The sequence below is a fragment of the Mucilaginibacter aquaedulcis genome (assembly GCF_030409325.1).
GTDB lineage: Bacteria > Bacteroidota > Bacteroidia > Sphingobacteriales > Sphingobacteriaceae > Mucilaginibacter > Mucilaginibacter aquaedulcis.
In genome coordinates this window covers 52,700-71,975 of record NZ_JAUFPR010000004.1, presented here as the reverse complement: position 1 = coordinate 71,975, position 19,276 = coordinate 52,700, and the positions used below count along the sequence as shown (strand labels likewise).

17 protein-coding genes are annotated in these 19,276 nt (G+C 41.9%); 11 read left to right on the top strand and 6 right to left on the bottom strand.

Features of this window, described 5'->3' with window-relative positions; all coding sequences use genetic code 11:
* Nucleotides 1–270: 270 nt before the first annotated feature.
* From QWZ01_RS18615 to QWZ01_RS18590, 6 genes are all read left to right on the top strand, one after another.
* Nucleotides 271–1,182: a helix-turn-helix domain-containing protein gene (locus QWZ01_RS18615; protein ID WP_290325931.1), complete on the top strand. Its 912-nt coding sequence runs from the start codon at nt 271–273 to the stop codon at nt 1,180–1,182.
* Nucleotides 1,183–1,344: 162 nt separating this feature from the next.
* Nucleotides 1,345–2,199, top strand: coding sequence for an SDR family NAD(P)-dependent oxidoreductase (locus tag QWZ01_RS18610; protein WP_290325929.1), 855 nt, complete (start codon nt 1,345–1,347; stop codon nt 2,197–2,199).
* Nucleotides 2,200–2,389: 190 nt separating this feature from the next.
* Entirely contained in the window at nt 2,390–2,632 is a 243-nt protein-coding gene (locus QWZ01_RS18605) for an Atu4866 domain-containing protein (RefSeq protein WP_290325926.1), read from the top strand.
* Between the two features lie 89 nt (nt 2,633–2,721).
* Nucleotides 2,722–4,344 carry an NADP-dependent glyceraldehyde-3-phosphate dehydrogenase gene (locus QWZ01_RS18600; protein ID WP_290325923.1) on the top strand — a complete coding sequence of 541 codons (1,623 nt, stop codon included), beginning with the start codon at nt 2,722–2,724 and terminating at the stop codon, nt 4,342–4,344.
* A 205-nt stretch (nt 4,345–4,549) separates the two neighbouring features.
* Complete coding sequence (locus QWZ01_RS18595) at nt 4,550–5,095, top strand: peroxiredoxin (RefSeq protein ID WP_290325921.1); 546 nt, start codon at nt 4,550–4,552, stop codon at nt 5,093–5,095.
* Between the two features lie 156 nt (nt 5,096–5,251).
* On the top strand, nt 5,252–5,836 hold the full coding sequence (locus tag QWZ01_RS18590) for a carboxymuconolactone decarboxylase family protein (RefSeq protein ID WP_290325919.1): 585 nt from the start codon (nt 5,252–5,254) through the stop codon (nt 5,834–5,836).
* A 260-nt stretch (nt 5,837–6,096) separates the two neighbouring features.
* Here QWZ01_RS18590 and QWZ01_RS18585 read toward each other — a convergent pair whose 3' ends face one another.
* From QWZ01_RS18585 to QWZ01_RS18570, 4 genes are all read right to left on the bottom strand, one after another.
* Nucleotides 6,097–7,644 carry an MDR family MFS transporter gene (locus QWZ01_RS18585; RefSeq protein WP_290325917.1) on the bottom strand — a complete coding sequence of 516 codons (1,548 nt, stop codon included), beginning with the start codon at nt 7,642–7,644 and terminating at the stop codon, nt 6,097–6,099.
* Nucleotides 7,645–7,746: 102 nt separating this feature from the next.
* Entirely contained in the window at nt 7,747–8,808 is a 1,062-nt protein-coding gene (locus QWZ01_RS18580; protein WP_290325915.1) for an HlyD family secretion protein, read from the bottom strand.
* Between the two features lie 22 nt (nt 8,809–8,830).
* A complete protein-coding gene (locus QWZ01_RS18575) occupies nt 8,831–10,198 on the bottom strand; it encodes a TolC family protein (RefSeq protein WP_290325913.1) in 1,368 nt (455 codons plus the stop codon).
* Nucleotides 10,182–10,829, bottom strand: a complete 648-nt coding sequence (locus QWZ01_RS18570; protein WP_290325910.1) for a TetR/AcrR family transcriptional regulator — start codon at nt 10,827–10,829, stop codon at nt 10,182–10,184. Before QWZ01_RS18570 ends, QWZ01_RS18575 begins: the two co-directional genes overlap by 17 nt.
* A gap of 241 nt (nt 10,830–11,070) precedes the next feature.
* Here QWZ01_RS18570 and QWZ01_RS18565 point away from each other — a divergent pair, with 241 nt between their 5' ends.
* The 4 genes from QWZ01_RS18565 (at nt 11,071) to QWZ01_RS18550 (ending at nt 16,015) form a co-directional block, all read left to right on the top strand.
* On the top strand, nt 11,071–13,527 hold the full coding sequence (locus QWZ01_RS18565; protein ID WP_290325909.1) for a PIG-L family deacetylase: 2,457 nt from the start codon (nt 11,071–11,073) through the stop codon (nt 13,525–13,527).
* A gap of 4 nt (nt 13,528–13,531) precedes the next feature.
* Nucleotides 13,532–13,912 carry a DUF1398 family protein gene (locus QWZ01_RS18560; RefSeq protein WP_290325906.1) on the top strand — a complete coding sequence of 127 codons (381 nt, stop codon included), beginning with the start codon at nt 13,532–13,534 and terminating at the stop codon, nt 13,910–13,912.
* A 93-nt stretch (nt 13,913–14,005) separates the two neighbouring features.
* On the top strand, nt 14,006–14,194 hold the full coding sequence (locus QWZ01_RS18555; RefSeq protein ID WP_290325905.1) for a hypothetical protein: 189 nt from the start codon (nt 14,006–14,008) through the stop codon (nt 14,192–14,194).
* A 108-nt stretch (nt 14,195–14,302) separates the two neighbouring features.
* Nucleotides 14,303–16,015, top strand: a complete 1,713-nt coding sequence (locus QWZ01_RS18550) for a sodium:solute symporter family protein (protein ID WP_290325903.1) — start codon at nt 14,303–14,305, stop codon at nt 16,013–16,015.
* An 18-nt stretch (nt 16,016–16,033) separates the two neighbouring features.
* Here QWZ01_RS18550 and QWZ01_RS18545 read toward each other — a convergent pair whose 3' ends face one another.
* Nucleotides 16,034–16,882: a DUF2911 domain-containing protein gene (locus QWZ01_RS18545; RefSeq protein WP_290325901.1), complete on the bottom strand. Its 849-nt coding sequence runs from the start codon at nt 16,880–16,882 to the stop codon at nt 16,034–16,036.
* A 224-nt stretch (nt 16,883–17,106) separates the two neighbouring features.
* Between QWZ01_RS18545 and QWZ01_RS18540 the strand changes: the two genes are divergently transcribed.
* Complete coding sequence (locus tag QWZ01_RS18540; RefSeq protein WP_290325898.1) at nt 17,107–18,294, top strand: class I SAM-dependent rRNA methyltransferase; 1,188 nt, start codon at nt 17,107–17,109, stop codon at nt 18,292–18,294.
* Between the two features lie 175 nt (nt 18,295–18,469).
* On the opposite strand, the gene QWZ01_RS18535 is transcribed toward QWZ01_RS18540, so the two are convergent.
* Nucleotides 18,470–19,237, bottom strand: a complete 768-nt coding sequence (locus QWZ01_RS18535) for a TerC family protein (RefSeq protein ID WP_290325897.1) — start codon at nt 19,235–19,237, stop codon at nt 18,470–18,472.
* Between the last annotated feature and the right edge of the window lie 39 nt (nt 19,238–19,276).

Sequence of the window (19,276 nt, the reverse complement as noted above, 5' to 3'; positions counted from 1 at the left end):
TGGTAATCTCTTAATCTCATAAATCCAGGTTCAGACAAAATCCAACCTGCACTCGTTATAAACGAGGCAAGAAAAAATTGTAAAATTAGAAGTGTGCTTTATACACACCTATTAAAAAGTGCGTCAAAACGTATTGAAATGGCCCGATTTTGGCTCAATTTTGGATAAAAACAGCTTAAAACTATGTCTTTTTAGTATCAAAAAGTGTTAAAATTTGATTAGTTTTCAAGTTTATAGTTTTACTGAAGTTTGAATTTTGTAACTTTGATTATGGCAAGTGAAACACTCGAAGAATTTTATAAGAATAAGTTTGACTGGCTGCCCGATAACCTGCAGCAGAACATCGGTCACTTCAACGTTTTCCGGATAGAGGACTGTATTGGCCCTAAGGCAACCAAGCAGGTTACGTATAACCGCAGGAGCTTTTATAAGATAAGCCTCATGCATGGTGATAATATCATTCACTATGCCGATCAGAGCATTAAGCTTTCGGGAGCTTCGCTGATGTTTTTTAGTCCGCATGTGCCCTACACTTTTGAGCATATGTCTGATAACAGGACAGGGTTCTTCTGCATATTTACCGAAGCCTTCTTTGCAGAGCGCTTTCGCGGCGGTTTAAGCGAGCTGCCCATGTTTGCCCTTGGTGCAAAGCCTGTTTATGCCCTCACACCGCAGCAATGCGAATACGTAAGTGGTTTATTTATGAAGATGTTAGAGGAGATCAATACCAGTTACGACTTTAAGTATGAGCTCATCAGGAACTATGTTACCGAACTGGCTTATTATGCGCTCAAGACCCAGCCTTCAGAAAATCTGTACAAACACGCTAATGCCAAATCAAGGATAACGTCCGTTTTTACCGAGTTGCTGGAGCGTCAGTTTCCCATAGAAACGCCATCTCAGCGGTTTATGCTGCGCTCGGCCAATGATTTCGCGCAACGTTTATCGGTGCATGTAAACCACCTGAACAGGGCCATCCGCGAAACCACAGGTAAAACCACTACTGATCACATTGCCGAAAGATTGTTAAACGAAGCCAAATCGCTACTCAGGCATACGGACTGGAATGTATCCGAAATAGGGTACTGCCTGGGTTTTGAAGAGCCTACGCACTTTAACAACTTCTTTAAAAAGCAAACACAGCAAACCCCAACCTCCTTCCGTAATGTTGATTTGGTTTGATGTGTATAATACCGTATATTTGTTATAATCCATTCGGAAAAGCATAGCCGGATAAATGATTGAAATTTAAAATTGTTTGAATTTTGTAATCATTGGTTTGATTAGCGTAATGCTTTACCCTCTCCACAGCCTTAATTTTGTTCTATCAAAAAAGAACAAAATATGGACAACAAAAAAGTATGGTTTATAACTGGTGCTTCCAAAGGATTTGGGCTCAGTTTAGTTAAACAATTACTGGAAGCTGGTCAGCTTGTTGCCGCCACCTCCAGAAACCAACAGGAGTTAATTGATGCAGTTAACATCCAAAACAATAATTTTTTACCGTTGCAGGTTGATCTTGTTAATGAAAGCAGTGTATCACTGGCCCTGCAGCACACCTATGAAACTTTTGGCAAAATAGATGTAGTTATCAATAATGCCGGTTACGGAATTGGCGGCGCCATTGAAGAGCTTACCGACAAAGAAACCCGCCAGGCTTTTGATGTAAATGTGTTTGCTACCCTAAACGTGATCAGATTTGTGATGCCTTATTTGCGTAAACAACGCTCAGGTCATATCATTAATACAGCATCAATAGCCGGTATTGCACCAGGAGCAGGATTTGCCATTTACGGTGCAGCAAAGTTTGCGGTAGTGGGCCTTTCAGAAGTACTTGCAGCTGATGTTAAATCATTGGGTATAAAAGTTACAGTTGTAGCTCCCGGAGCTTTCCGCACAAGCTTCCTTACTCCAGATTCTTTAGCTATGACCGCTAACCCGATTGACGACTACACTGATGTAAGAGCGGTGCACACCAAATACCTGAAAATGGATGGTGAGCAGGCTGGTGATCCGGAAAAGGCTGCTGAATCAATTATTAAGATTGCAGGTGAGGATAATCCTCCACTTTATTTACTGTTGGGAGGCGATGCCTATCACAGGGCCTTAAGCAAACTGGACGCGTTGCACGATGAGATTAGGGAGTGGCAGGATCTTACCTGTTCAACAGATTTTGAGCTGGATTTGGAAAGCAAATAATTGTATCGCACTGACAAATAAAAAGTTATCGCCATACAGATATTATGCACACGCTAAACTTACTTGGTGACGGGAGATGCGCCTCTGAATTGAGGCCTGAATGACAAATACGCTAATTGGCTGTAACACATGGTTATAATAAACATCTAAAAACAAATAAAATTAACAACATCAACTGGATTTTAATTACATGGAGAAAGATCAGCATATAGGCGTTTGGGTAACAAAAGATGGTTACATACGCCATGAGTTATTACCCAACGGCCGCTATGTTGAGGCACGGGGTAATAAAAAAGGCGCTTACACAGGATTTTACAACATCAATGGTAAGCATATAGAATACTTAGACGATTCGGGCTTTGTGGCCGATGGCGATTTTGAAGGCGACGTTTTTTATCATGCCGGTATGGTACTGTATAAGGAGTCGGCCTAAGCAAAATTGATGAATTTGTTTACATGAAAAAGCTTGCTCTTTAGAGCAGGCTTTCTTTATCTTTAGGCAAACCAAACATCAATTACAATATGAGTTTTCAAGACCAGATCAGTTCAATATTTGTGGAGGAAAGCCAGATACCGGCCGAATTCCAGATAGAAGAAGTGCACCAGCGTGAATACCTCTGCAACGGCGAAATGAAACAGTGGGTTGGGCACGTAAGCGAAGTATATTCACCTGTTTGTTTCCCTACAGTAGATGGGTATGTGCGCAAATTAATAGGTACATATCCTATTTGCGGCGAAGAAGAAGCTAACGAAGCCCTGGAGGCTGCTATAGCTGCTTATGATAATGGCCGCGGCGAATGGCCCACTATGAGTGTAGATGGCCGTATTAAATGCATGGAGCGCTTTATTTACAAGATGATTGAACAGCGTGCGCTGGTGGTAAAGCTGCTGATGTGGGAAATTGGAAAATCATACGGAGATTCGGCCAAGGAGTTTGACCGCACCATTGAATATATTAATGCCACTATAGATGCCCTGAAGGCGCTTGACCGCAAATCATCACGCTTTGAAATGGCTGAGGGCTTAATAGCCCAGATCCGCCGCTCGCCGCTGGGTGTGGTGTTGTGTATGGGGCCGTTCAACTATCCGCTTAACGAAACCTTTACTACCCTGATTCCGGCTCTTATCATGGGCAACACCATTTTATTTAAACCGCCTAAGCATGGTACGCTTTTGCATTATCCACTGTTAAGGGCTTTCCAGGAATCGTTTCCGAAAGGAGTGGTTAATACAGTGTACGGGCGCGGCGCGGTAGTTACCCCGGGACTTATGCAAACCGGAAAAATCAACGTGCTGGCTTTTATTGGCTCAAGCAAGGTGGCTAATGATCTTAAAAAGCGGCATCCTAAAATAAACCGTTTACGGGCTGTGCTTAGTTTGGATGCAAAGAACGCGGCCATTGTAACTAAAAACGCCGACCTGAAGTTGGCTGTTAGTGAATGCGTTTTGGGCGCATTATCATTTAATGGGCAACGCTGTACGGCCATTAAGGTAATATTTGTACATAAAGATGTTGCCGATGAGTTTCTGAAGCTGCTAAGTGAAGAAGTTTCAAAACTTAAATTTGGCTTGCCATGGGATAAAGACGTAAAACTTACCCCATTGCCCGAGGCAAACAAAACCGACTATTTAACAGATATAGTTCAGGATGCCATTGACAACGGTGCTAAAATTATAAATGAAAACGGCGGTGAAACGCTTGCTTCATTCTTTTACCCGGCTATTGTTTACCCGGTGAACGAAAAAATGAAGCTTTACCGTGAAGAGCAGTTTGGGCCGGTAATACCTGTAATTCCATTTGAGTCAATAGAAGAGCCGATTGATTACCAGATAGATTCGCCGCATGGTATGCAGGTGAGTATATTCAGTAATGATGCCGAGGAGATAGCCTCATTGATTGATCCTTTTGTGAACCTGGTAAGCCGTGTAAATATCAATAGCCAGTGCCAGCGCGGGCCGGATGTATTTCCGTTTACCGGCCGTAAGGATAGTGCCGAAGGAACGCTTTCGGTATTTGACGCGCTAAGGGCATTCTCCATACGCTCGTTGGTGGCAGCTAAATTGAATGACACCAATAAGCGTATCATCAATGAAATTGTGAATGATAACGATTCAAACTTCCTGAGCACTAAATTTATATTATAACCGCTTTCAATATTCGTAAAAAGCGGCGCCATAAACGCCGCTTTTTTTGTGAAATCGGAAATTTTTGAAGCTGATATTATTGAATAAACAAAAATTATAGATATATAAAGTATATATAAGTAAAATCTATATTGTATAGATTTTAAGAATTATAGCCCCGTCCTAAAATTCATATATTTGCATAAATAATAACAAAATAGCACTTATGTTAACGATAGGACAAAAATTTCCACAATTTTCTAAAACAGCCGTAACAAGTATTGAAAAAGGTAAAGAGTTTGAAACATTAACTTCTGATTACCTGGTAAATGACGATAACGTTTGGACAGTAATGTTCTGGTGGCCAAAAGATTTCACTTTTGTTTGCCCAACTGAAATTGCTGAGTTCAACAAGGCTTATGGCGAGTTCCGTGACCGTGAAACCCGTTTAATTGGTGCTTCTACCGACTCTGAGTTTGTTCACGCTGCCTGGAGACGCGATCATGATGATCTGCGCGATCTGAAATTCCCGATGCTTGCTGATACTTCTAAATCATTAGCTGAAGATCTGGGTATATTAGAACCAACTGAAAAAATTGCTTACCGTGCTACTTTCATTGTTGATCCTACCGGTATTATCCGTTGGGTATCAGTAAATGACTTAAACGTTGGCCGTAACGTTAAAGAGGTTTTACGTGTACTTGATGGTTTACAAACTGACGAGCTTTGCCCTTGCAACTGGGAAAAAGGCCAGGAAACCCTTACCGTTTAATACCCCTGTTAATACATATTTCCCCGTACATGTTTATTTGTGCGGGGATTTTTTATACACTTATATAAGCTGAAAGCTTAAGGCATAAAGCCGAAAGCATACTGAATAGCACTTTGCTTTAAGCCTAATGTCTTCAACTTTAATCACCAAAATAACATGACAGAAAGTACCGAAGTGATCCAGGAAATACTGCAAAGTATTGGATTAGATAACGATTACAGAACCGAAGCCCTTACCCTGCTTGAGAAAGGCGAATCACGCTACCTGCGCGATCTGAAGCTGAATTTCACCAGCACGCTTACATCAGCTCATTTAACAGCTAAAGAATGTGCCTTATTGGGCTTAAGCACCGCTGTTAATAACAACAACAAGCCGCTTACCGTATTTTTCACTAAATATGCTGAAGAACAGGGTGCCGACGCGGCCGAAATAGCCGAAGCTGTAGGCTGTGCCTCATTACTGGCCTCAAACAATGTTTTTTACAGGTTCAGGCATTTTACACAAAAAGAAAAATATACACAGATACCTGCACGTATTCGTATGCAGCTAATGATGAAGCCTGTGACCGGGAAAGAATTTTTTGAATTAATGAGCCTGGCTATCTCGGCAGTTAATGGCTGCGAGATGTGTGTGAACGCTCATGAAGACTCGCTGATAAAGCTTTCGACTACTGAGGAGCGCATTTTTGATGCCGTTCGTATAGCTTCGCTGGTAACATCTACCGGAAAAATAGTTTTTTAAGCTGTTAGCCAAATCGGGCAAAAAAAAAGACATGAAGTGTGTAAATTTCATGTCTTTTTCACAAATTATAGTTTAATGCCTAATTAATTTGTGTTTTTTAATTTTAAACCGCTAAATTTATACCTAAGATTAAACAAACTCCGGCTTTACAAAATCCTTGTCAAAAAGCTTAATGTATCCGGGGGGAGTACTTAAATTTTAATTGTTAATTTTTTTTGGGGAAAGCCGTTCCTGGTAATAGAGGAACGGCTTTTATCATTTTAGTGTGCATCTACCGGCATTTTTACGGCCTTTTTAAATGGCTGTAAGTACAGTAACGGTATAGAGAACAACATTACCAAACCAGAGATCCAGTAAGCATCATCATAGGTTAAAAGCAGTACCTGCCTGGTAACAGCACCTTCAATAGCGCCATAAGCCATGTGCGTAGCATCAATTAATGAATGCCCCTTAGCCATAAAGCCATGCATATAGGCATTAAAGCGATCAGTAAACATCGGGTTAGTTGATGTAATGTTTGTTAACAGGTTATTCCTGTGCACACCCTGACGAATGTGGATAATAGTAGTAAGGGTGGCTATACCAAATGAGCCGCCTAACTGGCGCATCATGTTGTTAAGTCCGGTTCCCTGGCCTACTTCAGGTCCTTTCAGGTCGGCAATGGCCAGCGTCGTTAACGGCACAAATAACAGGGCCATACCCACACCGCGTATTACTAATGGGGCAAAGAAATCGCCTGTACCCACGGCCAGTGTTGAATTACTGAGCATGGTGGTAAACACAAAGAACAGGAACATACCCGCCGTAGCCATAAACTGTGCCGGAATACCTTTGTTAAGCATTTTACCTATAAACGGCATCATGATAATAGTACATAAGCCGCCCGGGAATAATATCTCGCCCGTTTGTTGCGCCGTAAAGCCAAGCAAATTCTGACAAAATACGGGGAATACGAATACCGACCCATACAACCCAAACCCAAGTATAAAGGAAGTGAACATACCTACGGCAAAACTTCGATGCCGCAATATGGCAAAGTTCACGATAGGGTAATCAATGCTCATTTCGCGCCATATAAACATGATTAAGCCCAATATAGCGGTAATGGTAAGTATAGTTATATAGGTTGTTGCAAACCAATCTTCGGTTTCGCCCTTCTCTAAAATAGTTTGTAAGCTACCAACCGAAATAGCCAGGAAGAGGATTCCCCACCAGTCAACCGGCTTTCCCTTTTCATCTTTGGGGGTTTCGCGCACAAAGGTGTAAGCAAAAAACGCGGCCAGTGCACCTACCGGGATGTTTACATAAAATATCCATCTCCATGAAGAGTGGTCAGTTATATACCCGCCAATGGTAGGACCTACAGTAGGGCCCACAACCGCACCTAAACCAAATAATGCGGTTGCTGTACCAATTTGTTCGCGCGGCCAGGTTTCAATCAGGATAGCTTGTGAGGTAGATATTAAACCACCACCTGCAATACCCTGGATAATCCTGAATAGTACCAGCTCGCTAAGTCCGTTGGCGTTTCCGCACAAAAACGAAGCGATGGTAAATACAATGATTGATGTTATAAAGTAGTTTTTACGCCCGAAACGGCTTCCCAGCCAACCCGACATAGGAAGTACAATCACGTTTGCCACAGCGTAGCCCGTTACCACCCAGGCCACATCCTCAAGGGTAGCGCCAAGGTTACCCTGTATATCGGGCAGGGAAACATTCACAATCGTGGTATCAATAAGCTCCAGTAGGGAGGCTATAATTACCGTGATAGTGATGATCCATTTTTTAAAGCCTGTTTCAGCCATAATTTGTAAATTCTAAAATCTAAATCCTAAACTCTAATCCGAAATCAAATTCTAAATCCTAAGCTCTAAATCCGAAATCGAACATCCGAATTCAGAAAGGGATTATCCTTTAATTACAGAAACTTTAACGCTCATTCCGGGGCGTAGTCTATCTAACACCTCTTTGCTGGCGGTTATTTTAATTTTAACCGGCACACGCTGTACAACTTTTACAAAGTTACCTGTAGCGTTATCAGGAGGTAATAAAGAGAATTTAGCACCTGTTGCAGGCGAAAAGTTATAAACTGCTCCTTCTAATTTCAGGTCAGGGTAAGCATCAACTTCGATGTCTACTTTCTGGCCGCTTTTCATTTCGTCAAGCTGTGTTTCTTTAAAGTTAGCAGTTATATACAAGCTGTTATCATTAATAATTGAAAACAGTGTTTGGCCGGCCTGTACCAGCTGACCTAACTGAATGCTCTTTTTAGAAACCAAGCCAGATGTAGGCGCTTTAATAGTAGTATAGCTTAACTGTAATTTAGCAAAATCAATATCAACCTGCCTTTGTGTTACCCCAGTGTTGGTTACCTTTAACTGGCTACGTGTTGTACCAATTTGTTCAACAGCTGCTTTGTATTGGTCTTGTGATGCTTTCAGGTTAGCTTTAGCAACATCCAGATCAGATTTTGCCTGATCAAATTGTTGTTGAGTTACCGAACCATCTTTTACGAGATCAGCATAACGGGCGTAGTCTTTCTGTACTTTCTCTAAACGGGCGGCGTTTGAAGCTACTTGTGCCCTTGCACTTGCAGAATTGGCCTCGTTAGCAAAAATTTGCGATTGATTTACATTGATACCGGCACTTGCACCTACTTGTGCTGCCTGTGCCTGCTCCAGTTTTACTTTGTAATCGCGATCGTCAATTTTAACCAGCGGCTGGTTAGCATTCACGTGTGTGTTTTCTTCAAAATAAATAGAATCAACATAACCACCAACGCGGGTAACTACCGGGCTTATATCGCCATCAATTTGCGCATCGTCTGTATCAATGTGTTTGCTGAAGTATATATATTCTTTTATACCGAAAATGATACCGCCAATAAGTAATACGCCTAATATGATCGGAATTACTTTATTTGGTTTCTTTTTAGGTTCTTGTTCCTGTGTTCCTTGTTCGTTTGCCATTTTATTGATTGGTTTAGTATTATTATTTGTTGATTGTTCCAGTTGATTTTAATAAAGTATAGTAAGCCAGGCCTGCATCAGCTTTAGCCAGTTCCAGGTTTATCTGGGCCTGATAAAGCAGTGTTTCGGCATCGGCACGGTCCGTAGCTGATGCTACATTGGTTTTGTATTTTGATTCTAATATCTTGTTGTTTTCACCGGCCTGTGCAATAGCTGTTTGTAAAAGCTGTATCCTGTTAAGTGCCTGGCTGTAACTTTGGTAGCTTTGGTTCACCTCATCTTTTATGCGGTCAACAGTAATGCTTTTGTTAATAACTGTTTGCTCACGCTGAATTTTAGCTTCGGTAACCTTGTTCTTATTGCTCCACAATGAGCTGAAGTTCCATGATAAGGTTAAACCTGCTGTTAGCGGGGTAATAAAACTACCGCTTTTAGGTATAGGGTTACTGCTAACATCAACATAATACCCGGCAACTGATGCCGCTAATTTTGGTGATGTGTTAGCCCTTATACTTTTAATGTTGGTTTCGGCCACTTTGGTACGCAGATCAAATTGCTGTAACTCGGGTCTGCTGTTCATGGCAGTATCCAGGTAGTTGCTTAAAGGAGCAACTGCCCTGTCGGCTTCGGTTATTTGAGCAATATTTAACTGAGTACCTTCAGGTAAACCTAATAAAACATTAAGGTTGTAATTGATGATGCGGCGGTTGGTTTCCAGATCAATACCATTAAGCTCAATGTTTGATCTTTGAAGTTGAAAACGCAATACATCATTTTTAGTTACCAGGCCCTGGTCAAAAAAGCGCTGAGCCTGTTTTATCTGTCCGTCAACAGTAGCCAGGTTTTGAGCAACTACTTTTTTGCTTTGCAAAACCTTGTACAGGCTGTAGTATGAACTGATAATATCATAAGTGATCTGATCCTTATCATTGTTAATATCCAAACGGGCAACCTGGGTTAACAGATCTGTTGACTGACGGGCATACTTTAATTTGTTGCCTTCAAAAATAGTTTCGCTTAAGCTAAGTATGCCTAAGTAAGCATTAGCGCTGCTTGGCAGGTTAAAGCTTTCTGAACCTAAGGCCAGGCGGTTTGCCGGAATTTCGGCGTGGTTGTAACCATAACTTACACTACCTGTTGGCAACGAGCGGTCTTTAGCCTGATTAAATTCTGAAACAGCCTGCTCAACTTTTGATTTAGAGAGCTTTAATGTTTTACTATAGTCGAGGCCAAGCTTTACGGCTTCATCTAAAGTAATAGTTCTGTCTTGCGCGTTTGCCGATTGCATAAACAGCGCGCATGCTATTATAAAAGTAACAGCATAAAGGCAGAAGGGGTGTACTGCACTGAACAGTGTAAGGTGATTTGGGTTTTTATTTTGAGTTGTCATTTTCATTAACTAAGTATGCTTTTAAGAGGTTTTTTAAATATGTTTTGATGCGTGGTTTAAATTGTTCCTCCAACACCTTATCGTCCTGTATATCATAGCCCAGCATGGTTGATGACATGAGCGGCGTATTCACTATAAAGTTTTTAGTACCGTACATAGTAGCTACTACCATCTGCATATCCGTATCTTTCTTGAACTCTCCGCTATCAATTCCGTCCTGTAATATTTTAAATAGTTCAGATACATTCTTCATCAGTATGTTGCGTATCTTATCTGAAAGCTCGGTGCGGCGGTTCATGCTCATTTCATGATATAATAATTTCTGAAAGCAGTTATTATTTACCACTCTTTCGCCATATAGCTCAATGTATGATTCTATTTTTTTCCAGGCGCTGATGTTCTCATCGTTCCCGATGTTTTGCAGAATGTTTTGGAAAGATGTGATCTTCCTTTCAATCACCGCAAAGAACAAACCTTCTTTTGAACCAAAATAGTAATTGAGCATGGCCATATTTACTCCGGCTTCACCCGAGATCATCCGGGTAGAGGCCCCATCAAAACCCATCTCTGCAAATATGCGCTCGGCAACATCCAGGATATGGTCTTTCTTATCTATTTTATCTTTGTCCATTGTTTTTAATGGCACAAAATTAATCAAACGATTGATTAGTGCATAGTTATCCATGTTAAAAAATCAATCAATCGATTAAGATTACTGTTGAATGACAGAATTGTTTTTATCATGACGATTTTTTTTAAGTTCTTTAATTAAATGTTTAAACTGTTATGTTTTTCATAATATAATGTTTGTCCAATGTTATATTATTGATACATGAAATCTTAAATCTACATCTTTCAATATATTTGCCAGCATGAAGCGCATAAACCTCATTACCATCTTTTTATATATTTCTTCATTTGCAATAGCACAAACTTCGCCGCCAACTGATCTGGGCAGTATTCAGCAAAACTTTAAAAAGCTGAACACCCTGGGCAGTGTGCTTTACATAGCGGCCCATCCCGATGATGAAAACACCCGTTTGCTTACTTACCTGGCCCAGGAAAAGCATTATCGTACGGGTTATTTATCATGCACCCGCGGCGATGGTGGGCAAAATTTAATAGGTAATGAACAAGGCGAACTTCTGGGTCTGATACGTACGCAGGAATTGTTAGCCGCACGCCGGGTTGACGGAGCCGAACAGTTTTTTACCCGAGCCAATGATTTTGGCTTTTCAAAGGGCCCCGAAGAAACACTGAAAATATGGGACAGGGAAAAAGTACTGGGCGATATGGTTTGGGTGATCCGCAAATTCAGGCCCGATGTGATGATATGCCGTTTCCCTACAACAGGCGAGGGAGGCCATGGTCATCATACCTCATCGGCTATATTGGCGCAAGAGGCGTTTACCGCCGCTGCCGATCCTAAACGTTATCCCGAACAGTTAAAATATGTACAACCATGGCAAGCCAAACGCCTGTTATGGAATACCTTCAGTTTTGGTAGTGTTAACACTACCGCTGCTGATCAGTTTAAAATTAATGTTGGTACCTATAACCCTATTTTAGGTAAGGGTTATGGCGAAATTGCAGCCGAAAGCCGCAGCAACCATAAAACCCAGGGTTTTGGCAGTGCCAAACAGCGCGGCCAATCATACGAGTATTTCAAAACTATTTTGGGCGATGCCCCGCAAGCCGATCTCATGGATGGTGTTAACACCACCTGGAAAAGAGTTAAGGATGGTGAATCTATTGGGGCTGGCTTGGCTATTGTTAACAGGGATTTTAACGCAGAAGCTCCTGAGAAATCGGTGCCCGCCCTGGTTCAATTGCTTGGCCGGGTTGAAAAAATATCAGATGTATACTGGAGAACCCAAAAAACAAAAGAGCTGAGCGATCTGATCGCGGCCTGCTCCGGCCTATGGTTTGAAGCCTATGCTGCCGAACCAACCTACGCGCTTGGCGATAAGATACAGATACGCGCACAGGTTGTGAACAGGTATAGCAACCGTGTGAAAATTAACAGCATCAGCAGTTTGGGCAATGTTTCAAATTTAGATAGCAAGGTTATCCCGGCAAATGAGGTGCAAACTTTTGAGCAAACTGCAGTTGCCAATAAAATTACACAACCTTACTGGCTGCAAAGTCCGCATGGTATTGGTGCATATAATCTGCCCGATGACACGCTGGCTGGTAATCCCGAAAATCCGGACATGCCTAAGGTTGGTTTTGAATTTATTGTGGAAGGCAACCCCATACGTTTTGAACGCAGGCTTGAGTATAAATATGTTGACCCGGTAAGGGGCGAGGTTTATCAGCCGCTTGAAATTACACCACCTGTTACAGCAAATATTGAAAACCAGGATTATATTTTTAACACACAGCAGCCCCAGGTGGTGCAGGTAAAATTAAAGAGCTTTACCAGCAGCAGCGGAAGCATCAACATAAAACCAATTGAGGGCTGGAAAATAAGCCCTGAAAAGATTGACTTTAAAGGGAAAGACAAAAATGACGAATGGACTGTTGCGTTTACAGTTACACCAACCGATAATAAGCCGCGTACAAGCAGTTTTGAAGTAATTACCACCGCCAACGGAACGCCATATTCATTGGCACTTCGCCGGATAAGGTATGATCATGTGCCGGCTATAACCTTGTTTCCGCCGGCTGTTACCAAACTGGTTAATATCGATCTTAAAATTGCCGGTAAAAAGTTAGGATACATTACCGGGGCCGGTGATCTGATGCCTGAGGCCCTGCACCAGGTAGGGTATGATATTCATGTATTATCTGAAAGCGAGATCATGAATGCCGACCTGTCTGCATACGATGCTATTGTTACCGGGGTACGTGCCTACAACGTAAATGAGCGCCTGGCCTATGAACAAAACCGTTTGATGGATTATGTGAAGAATGGTGGTAACTTGCTGGTGCAATATAATAACAACGCCGGGCTGGTAGTAAAACAAATAGGGCCGTACCCTTTCAGAGTAGTAAACCAAAGGGTTACCGACGAAGATGCTGAGGTTACCATCTTAGATAAGGAAAGCCCGGTCTTAAACTATCCCAATAAAATAACCCAAAATGATTTTAAGGGATGGATCCAGGAGCGTGGCCTGTATTTTGTAAGCGATATTGATCAGCAATACAAAACCATTTTGCAGCTGAATGATAAAGGCGAAGAGCCCAACAAAGGCTCATTGATAGTTGCTGATTATGGAAAAGGCAGGTTTGTTTACACCTCGCTTGCTTTTTTCAGAGAGTTACCTGCTGGTGTTCCGGGAGCTTACCGCTTGTTCATTAATTTGTTAAGCAAACCTAAAAACTAATCATATGAGTGTTGAAGAGAAATTAAAAACGGCCTATGCAACGGCCAAAAGCTACCCCGAACTGGCAGCTAAATTAATTGACTCTGGAATATTATCGTATACCGTTGAAGTAGCCGCGGGGTTAATGCTCTATCGTTTGGCAGATGGCGAAACCATATTTCATGACAGTGATATTGAGCCTAAGGTTATAGCTGCGCGCTTTAATACCGAGCAGGTAATTAAGGCCATACGTGATAATCAGCAAGGTAAATCAACCTTTCCTGAATTTATGGATGCCATAGCCACGGCAGGCGTAAGGTTTTACGAGGCCACTTTGAATGGCGATCAAAAACGCGTTACCTACATGGGATCGGGCGGTTTTTATCAGGAAGAAATACCTTTATAACCACCTCTTGTAACAATTACAATTGTGGCAAAATAAAATGTTGAAAAAAAACAATTAATCACCTATTTTTGCTCCGTTATAAAAAACAATAATATGAAACAACACGAAGAAGAAAAGAACCTTGATTTTATATTTTACCTTGTAGGTTTAGTATCCGGGCTTTTTGTAGGAGGTATCATTGATAAAGGGTTCACCTGGATATTTGTAGGTGGTGTTTTAGGCTTATTAACCGCAGGTTTCTTTGTGACTGTTTTGGTTAAAGGCCGTAATGAAAAGGCATAATCCTGATCTGCCCTCATTTATAAGAAATTGGAACCAGTTTTACGGCGTTGTAGCCGCATGGCTGGTTTTTTTAATTTTAGTATTTTGGCTCATTACAAAATTTTTTGAATGAGCTTAACCGATTGGATAGTTTTAGGTACCACGCTTTTTGTCATAGTGCTTTACGGCGTATGGAAAAGCGGCAGTAATAAAAATATCGATCAGTTTTTAATGGGTAACCGATCATTACCCTGGTACCATGTAGGGCTTTCGGTTATGGCCACCCAGGCCAGTGCTATCACTTTTTTATCGGCCCCCGGGCAGGCTTACTCCGATGGGATGCGGTTTGTGCAGTTTTATTTTGGCTTGCCGCTGGCCATGATTGTGCTTTGCATCACCTTTGTACCCATATTTCACCGCTTAAAAGTATATACTGCTTACGAGTTTCTGGAGCAGCGGTTTGATCTGAAAACCCGGGCACTTACTGCTTTCCTTTTCCTCGTACAGCGCGGCCTTTCAACCGGGGTAACTATTTATGCACCATCCATCATTTTATCAACCATCCTCAATATTAATACTACCTATACCACGCTGTTTATAGGTGGATTGGTAATATTTTATACCGTTTATGGTGGCAGTAAAGCTGTATCCTATACGCAGCTACTGCAAATGAGTATTATTTTTTCGGGAATGTTTTTGGCGGGTATATTGGTTGTTAATCTTTTGCCGCAGGGTGTTGGTTTTGGTCATGCCCTGAAAATGGCGGGTAAGCTGGGGCGCATGAATGTTATCGACTGGAAATTCGAGCCTAATAACCGTTATAATGTATGGAGCGGGTTGATCGGCGGGTTCTTTCTGCAACTATCATACTTTGGTACCGATCAGAGCCAGGTAGGCCGATATTTAACCGGGAGCTCAGAGGGACAAAGCAGGCTGGGCCTTATTATGAACGGACTGATAAAAATACCCATGCAATTCCTGATACTGCTGATTGGTGTATTGGTTTTTGCATTTTACCAGTTTACCAAACCGCCCATATTTTTTAACCAGTATGAAGTAAACAGGATAGAAAAGAGTGCCTATGCTCCGCAGTATCATTATCTCGACAGGCAATATTCCCAAGCTTTTGAACGGAAAAAGATTAAAACCAACGAGCTGATAAAGGCATTTGACAGTAAGGATCAAACGGAGATAGACAGAGCCCAGGATGCTTTAAAGGTGGCCGATATACAATCGCGCATGATTAGGCAGCAGGCTATCGACCTCATGAAAAAAAACAGTAACGGGGCCGATGGTAATGATACCAACTACGTTTTCCTCACCTTTGTTACCCAGTATTTACCTAAAGGGCTTATAGGATTGCTGGTTGCCATTATTTTCCTGGCTTCCATGGGCTCAACAGCCAGCGCCTTAAATTCACTGGCATCAACAAGTGTAATTGATATTTATAAAAGGATTATTAACAAGGAAGCTTCTGAAAAAAATTACCTCAATGCATGCCGGTTGGCTACCATATTCTGGGGAGTGGTTTGTATTGGCATGGCTCTTTACGCCAGCCGCATTGGCAATTTACTGGAGGCGGTTAATGAGCTGGGCTCTTATATTTATGGAACCATATTAGGGGTTTTTGTAGTTGCTTTTTACCTGAAGAAAATAAAAGGCAACGCCGTATTTATAGCCGCGGCGATAACAGAAATTGTTGTGTGTCTTTTAGGATATTTTGATGTAATAGCCTATTTATGGCTCAATGCCATTGGATGTATCCTGGTGATCATTATAGCGTATTTGGTGAATACACTAATGCCACAAAAAAGCCCGGATCTGCTTGAGCCGGGCCTGTAGTATAAAATAACTGTAAGCTTAATTTTTAGCCTGATCAAGCGCCTCCTGGTTCAGCCTGATGTATTCTTCATCATTACTATCCTTAGCCAGCTGAATACCGGCCTGGGCCGCAGCTATAGCGCCGGCCTTATCGCCTTTTCTCAATAATAAGCGCGATTTCCAAAGCTTAAACCATGGGCCTTTGGGTTCTTCAATTTCTGCTTCGGCTACCCAGCCTAAAGCTTTGTCAACATCTTTATTGTTTTCGTAGTAATACTGTATAGCGTTAAAATAATAAGGCTTGCGGTCGCCTTTCATTAACTCGTCAATATTGGCTGTGATCTTGGCATCGTCGTCAGTTTCCATGTGTATAATGGCCGCTGTATGGTCCCATACCAGGTACAGATCAGTAGCCTTAGTGGTGGTGTTTACAAACTGCATGGTAAAGGTTTCCCTTTTTTCATTTACCCGTTTTGATTTTACGGTGAACCTTAAAAAATCATCAGCCTGTTTATAACTGTAAGCACCCCATTGTTTTACTTTTTTGTTCAAGATAATGGTCCATTCGCTTCTTTCCGGAATGGAGAAAAGCGAATAAGTACCTGCAGGTACGCTATTACCCTCAATAACCACCTTTTCGGTAAATGTAATGGTAGTGGCCGAGTTGGCGCCTGTTCTCCATACCTCACCGTACGGAATTATGCCGCCAAATATTTTACGGTCCTTAACATTTGGTCTTGAATAAGTAATGTTAACCTTTCCCAGTCCAAAATCCTGCATTATTGTTTGGGTTGAACTTGCTTCCGGAATACGCGGAATCTGAGCATAGCTTTTATAGCTTACACATGCCAATAGCATGGTAACTAAAAATAAGTAAGTGTTTCTCATATTATGTTTTCGATACTAAGATATCAAATGTTTTTAATCGGCTAATATTGTATTGGAGCAATAAAATTTGTAAAAGTTTAATTGGGTTGATAGAGAATGGTGAGTTAAGAGTGGTTAGTAAAAATGCAAACAATTAAATAAAAAGAGAATGATGCAAATAATTAACCTGTTTCAACCAGTCACCACTCACTCCTCACCACTCACCTTTTTATTACCTTTGCACCATGATTGATGTTATATTAAATAAAGGCAAAGAGAAAGCTGTTATTCAAAAACATCCCTGGGTGTTTTCGGGGGCTATTGAAAAAGTAAAAGGCAAGCCGGCCAATGGTGATGTAGTGCGACTGCTTAACACTAAAGGTGATTTTATGGCTTACGGCTTTTATAACGATCAATCAAGAGTGGCACTGCGACTGTTGGAGTGGGACGAAAGTGTGGAAGTTAACGATGCCTGGTTTCGGACTAAACTGGCTACCGCGGTTAAAAGCCGTGCCAATATATTGGAGAACGGCACCAATACCTGCCGTTTGGTTTTCAGCGAATCAGACTATCTGCCGGGTTTAATTGTTGATAAATACGCGGGGCATTTGGCGGTGCAGGTGCTTACATCGGGTATGGAGCGCAGGATGCCGGTAATTATTGATGAATTGCAAAAGCTGCTGAATCCCGAAAGTATATCTGATAAAAGTGATGCCGCTTCACGAGCGCATGAGGGTATGGCCGAAACCGAAAACAAGGTACTTGCCGGCAACCCGCCGCCCGAAATTGTTGAGGTACTGGAAAACAATGTTGTATATGGTATCAACATTACAGAGGGCCAAAAGTCTGGCTTTTATTGTGATCAGCGCGATAACCGCCATGTACTGGCTTTGCATGCTAAAGGCAAAAAAGTGCTGGATTGCTTTTGCTATACCGGCGGCTTTACGCTGAACAGTTTAAAAAACGGAGCCGCATCGGTAACCAGTGTGGACAGCTCTGCATTGGCTATTGAAACCTTAAAAGAAAATATCCAGCTAAATAAACTCGATGCTGCCAAACATACAGCCATTAAATCTGATGTTAACGTGCAATTGCGCAAATTCAGGGATGAAGGCGAAAAGTTTGATGTTATTGTGCTCGATCCACCTAAATACGCGCCATCACGCTCCGCATTAACAAGGGCTTCTCGGGCTTATAAAGATTTGAACCGTTTGGGTATGTTGTTATTGAATGAGGGCGGCTTGCTGGCCACCTATTCCTGCTCGGGTGCTATGGATATGGAAACCTTTAAACAAGTAATTGCCTGGGCCGCGCTTGATGCCGGTAAACAGGTACAGTTTATTTACCAGTTCCACCAACCCGAAGATCACCCGGTACGGGCCTCGTTCCCGGAAGGGGAATATTTAAAGGGCTTGCTTTGCAGGGTGTTTTAATGAGGAAGATAAAAGTTTGTTTTTCCTGCGCTCGTCTGTGACGAGTGCTTAATATGGTATAGCGATTGCATCGCTTCTCTAAATTGAAGTGCTTAACATGTATCGGCGTTTTAAACGCCAATACATATTAAGCACTCGTTATAAACGAGCGCAAGGGAGTAAGACGTTTACTGTTTCAATCTTTCGCCTTTAATCCCTTCTTTACGGCTTTGGCTTTCATTTTCAAGTTCAGCATTTCAACCAAAACGGAGAATGCCATGGCGAAGTAGATATAGCCTTTAGGGATATGCTGCTCAAAGGCTTCGGCCAGTAACGAAACACCTATTAGCAGCAAAAATGATAAGGCCAGCATTTTTACGGTAGGGTGGTTATTTACAAATTTGGCCACGCCGTTTGATGCCCACATCATAATACCTACCGCAATCACTACGGCAATGATCATGATCTCGACATGACTGGCCATACCCACGGCGGTAATTACAGAATCGAGCGAGAAAACAATATCAAGCAACATGATCTGAACAATTGTACCCCAGAATGAATGGCGTTTAATATTATCTGTATTTTCTTCATCGCCCTCAATTTTATGATGAATTTCGGCAGTGCTTTTGTAGATCAGGAATAAACCACCAACAATCAGGATAAGGTCGCGGCCGGAGATGGCCAGTTTCTCAACCCAGTCGGTATCAGTTACATTGAACAGGTGTCCCAGGTTAAATAAGGGTGTGGTAAGTGTCATTACCCAGCTTATGGAAAGCAGCAGCAATACCCGGGTAATCATGGCCATACCCAATCCAACCCTGCGTCCCTTCGACTGCTGATTAGCCGGTAGCTTATCGGCAAGGATGGATATGAATATCACATTATCAATCCCCAAAACAATCTCCAAAAAAGTAAGCGTGATGAGGGAGATCCATGATTCGGCCTGGGCAAATATTTCCATAGGGTGCAGTTTGTGCCTTAAAAATAACAAAACCCCTGC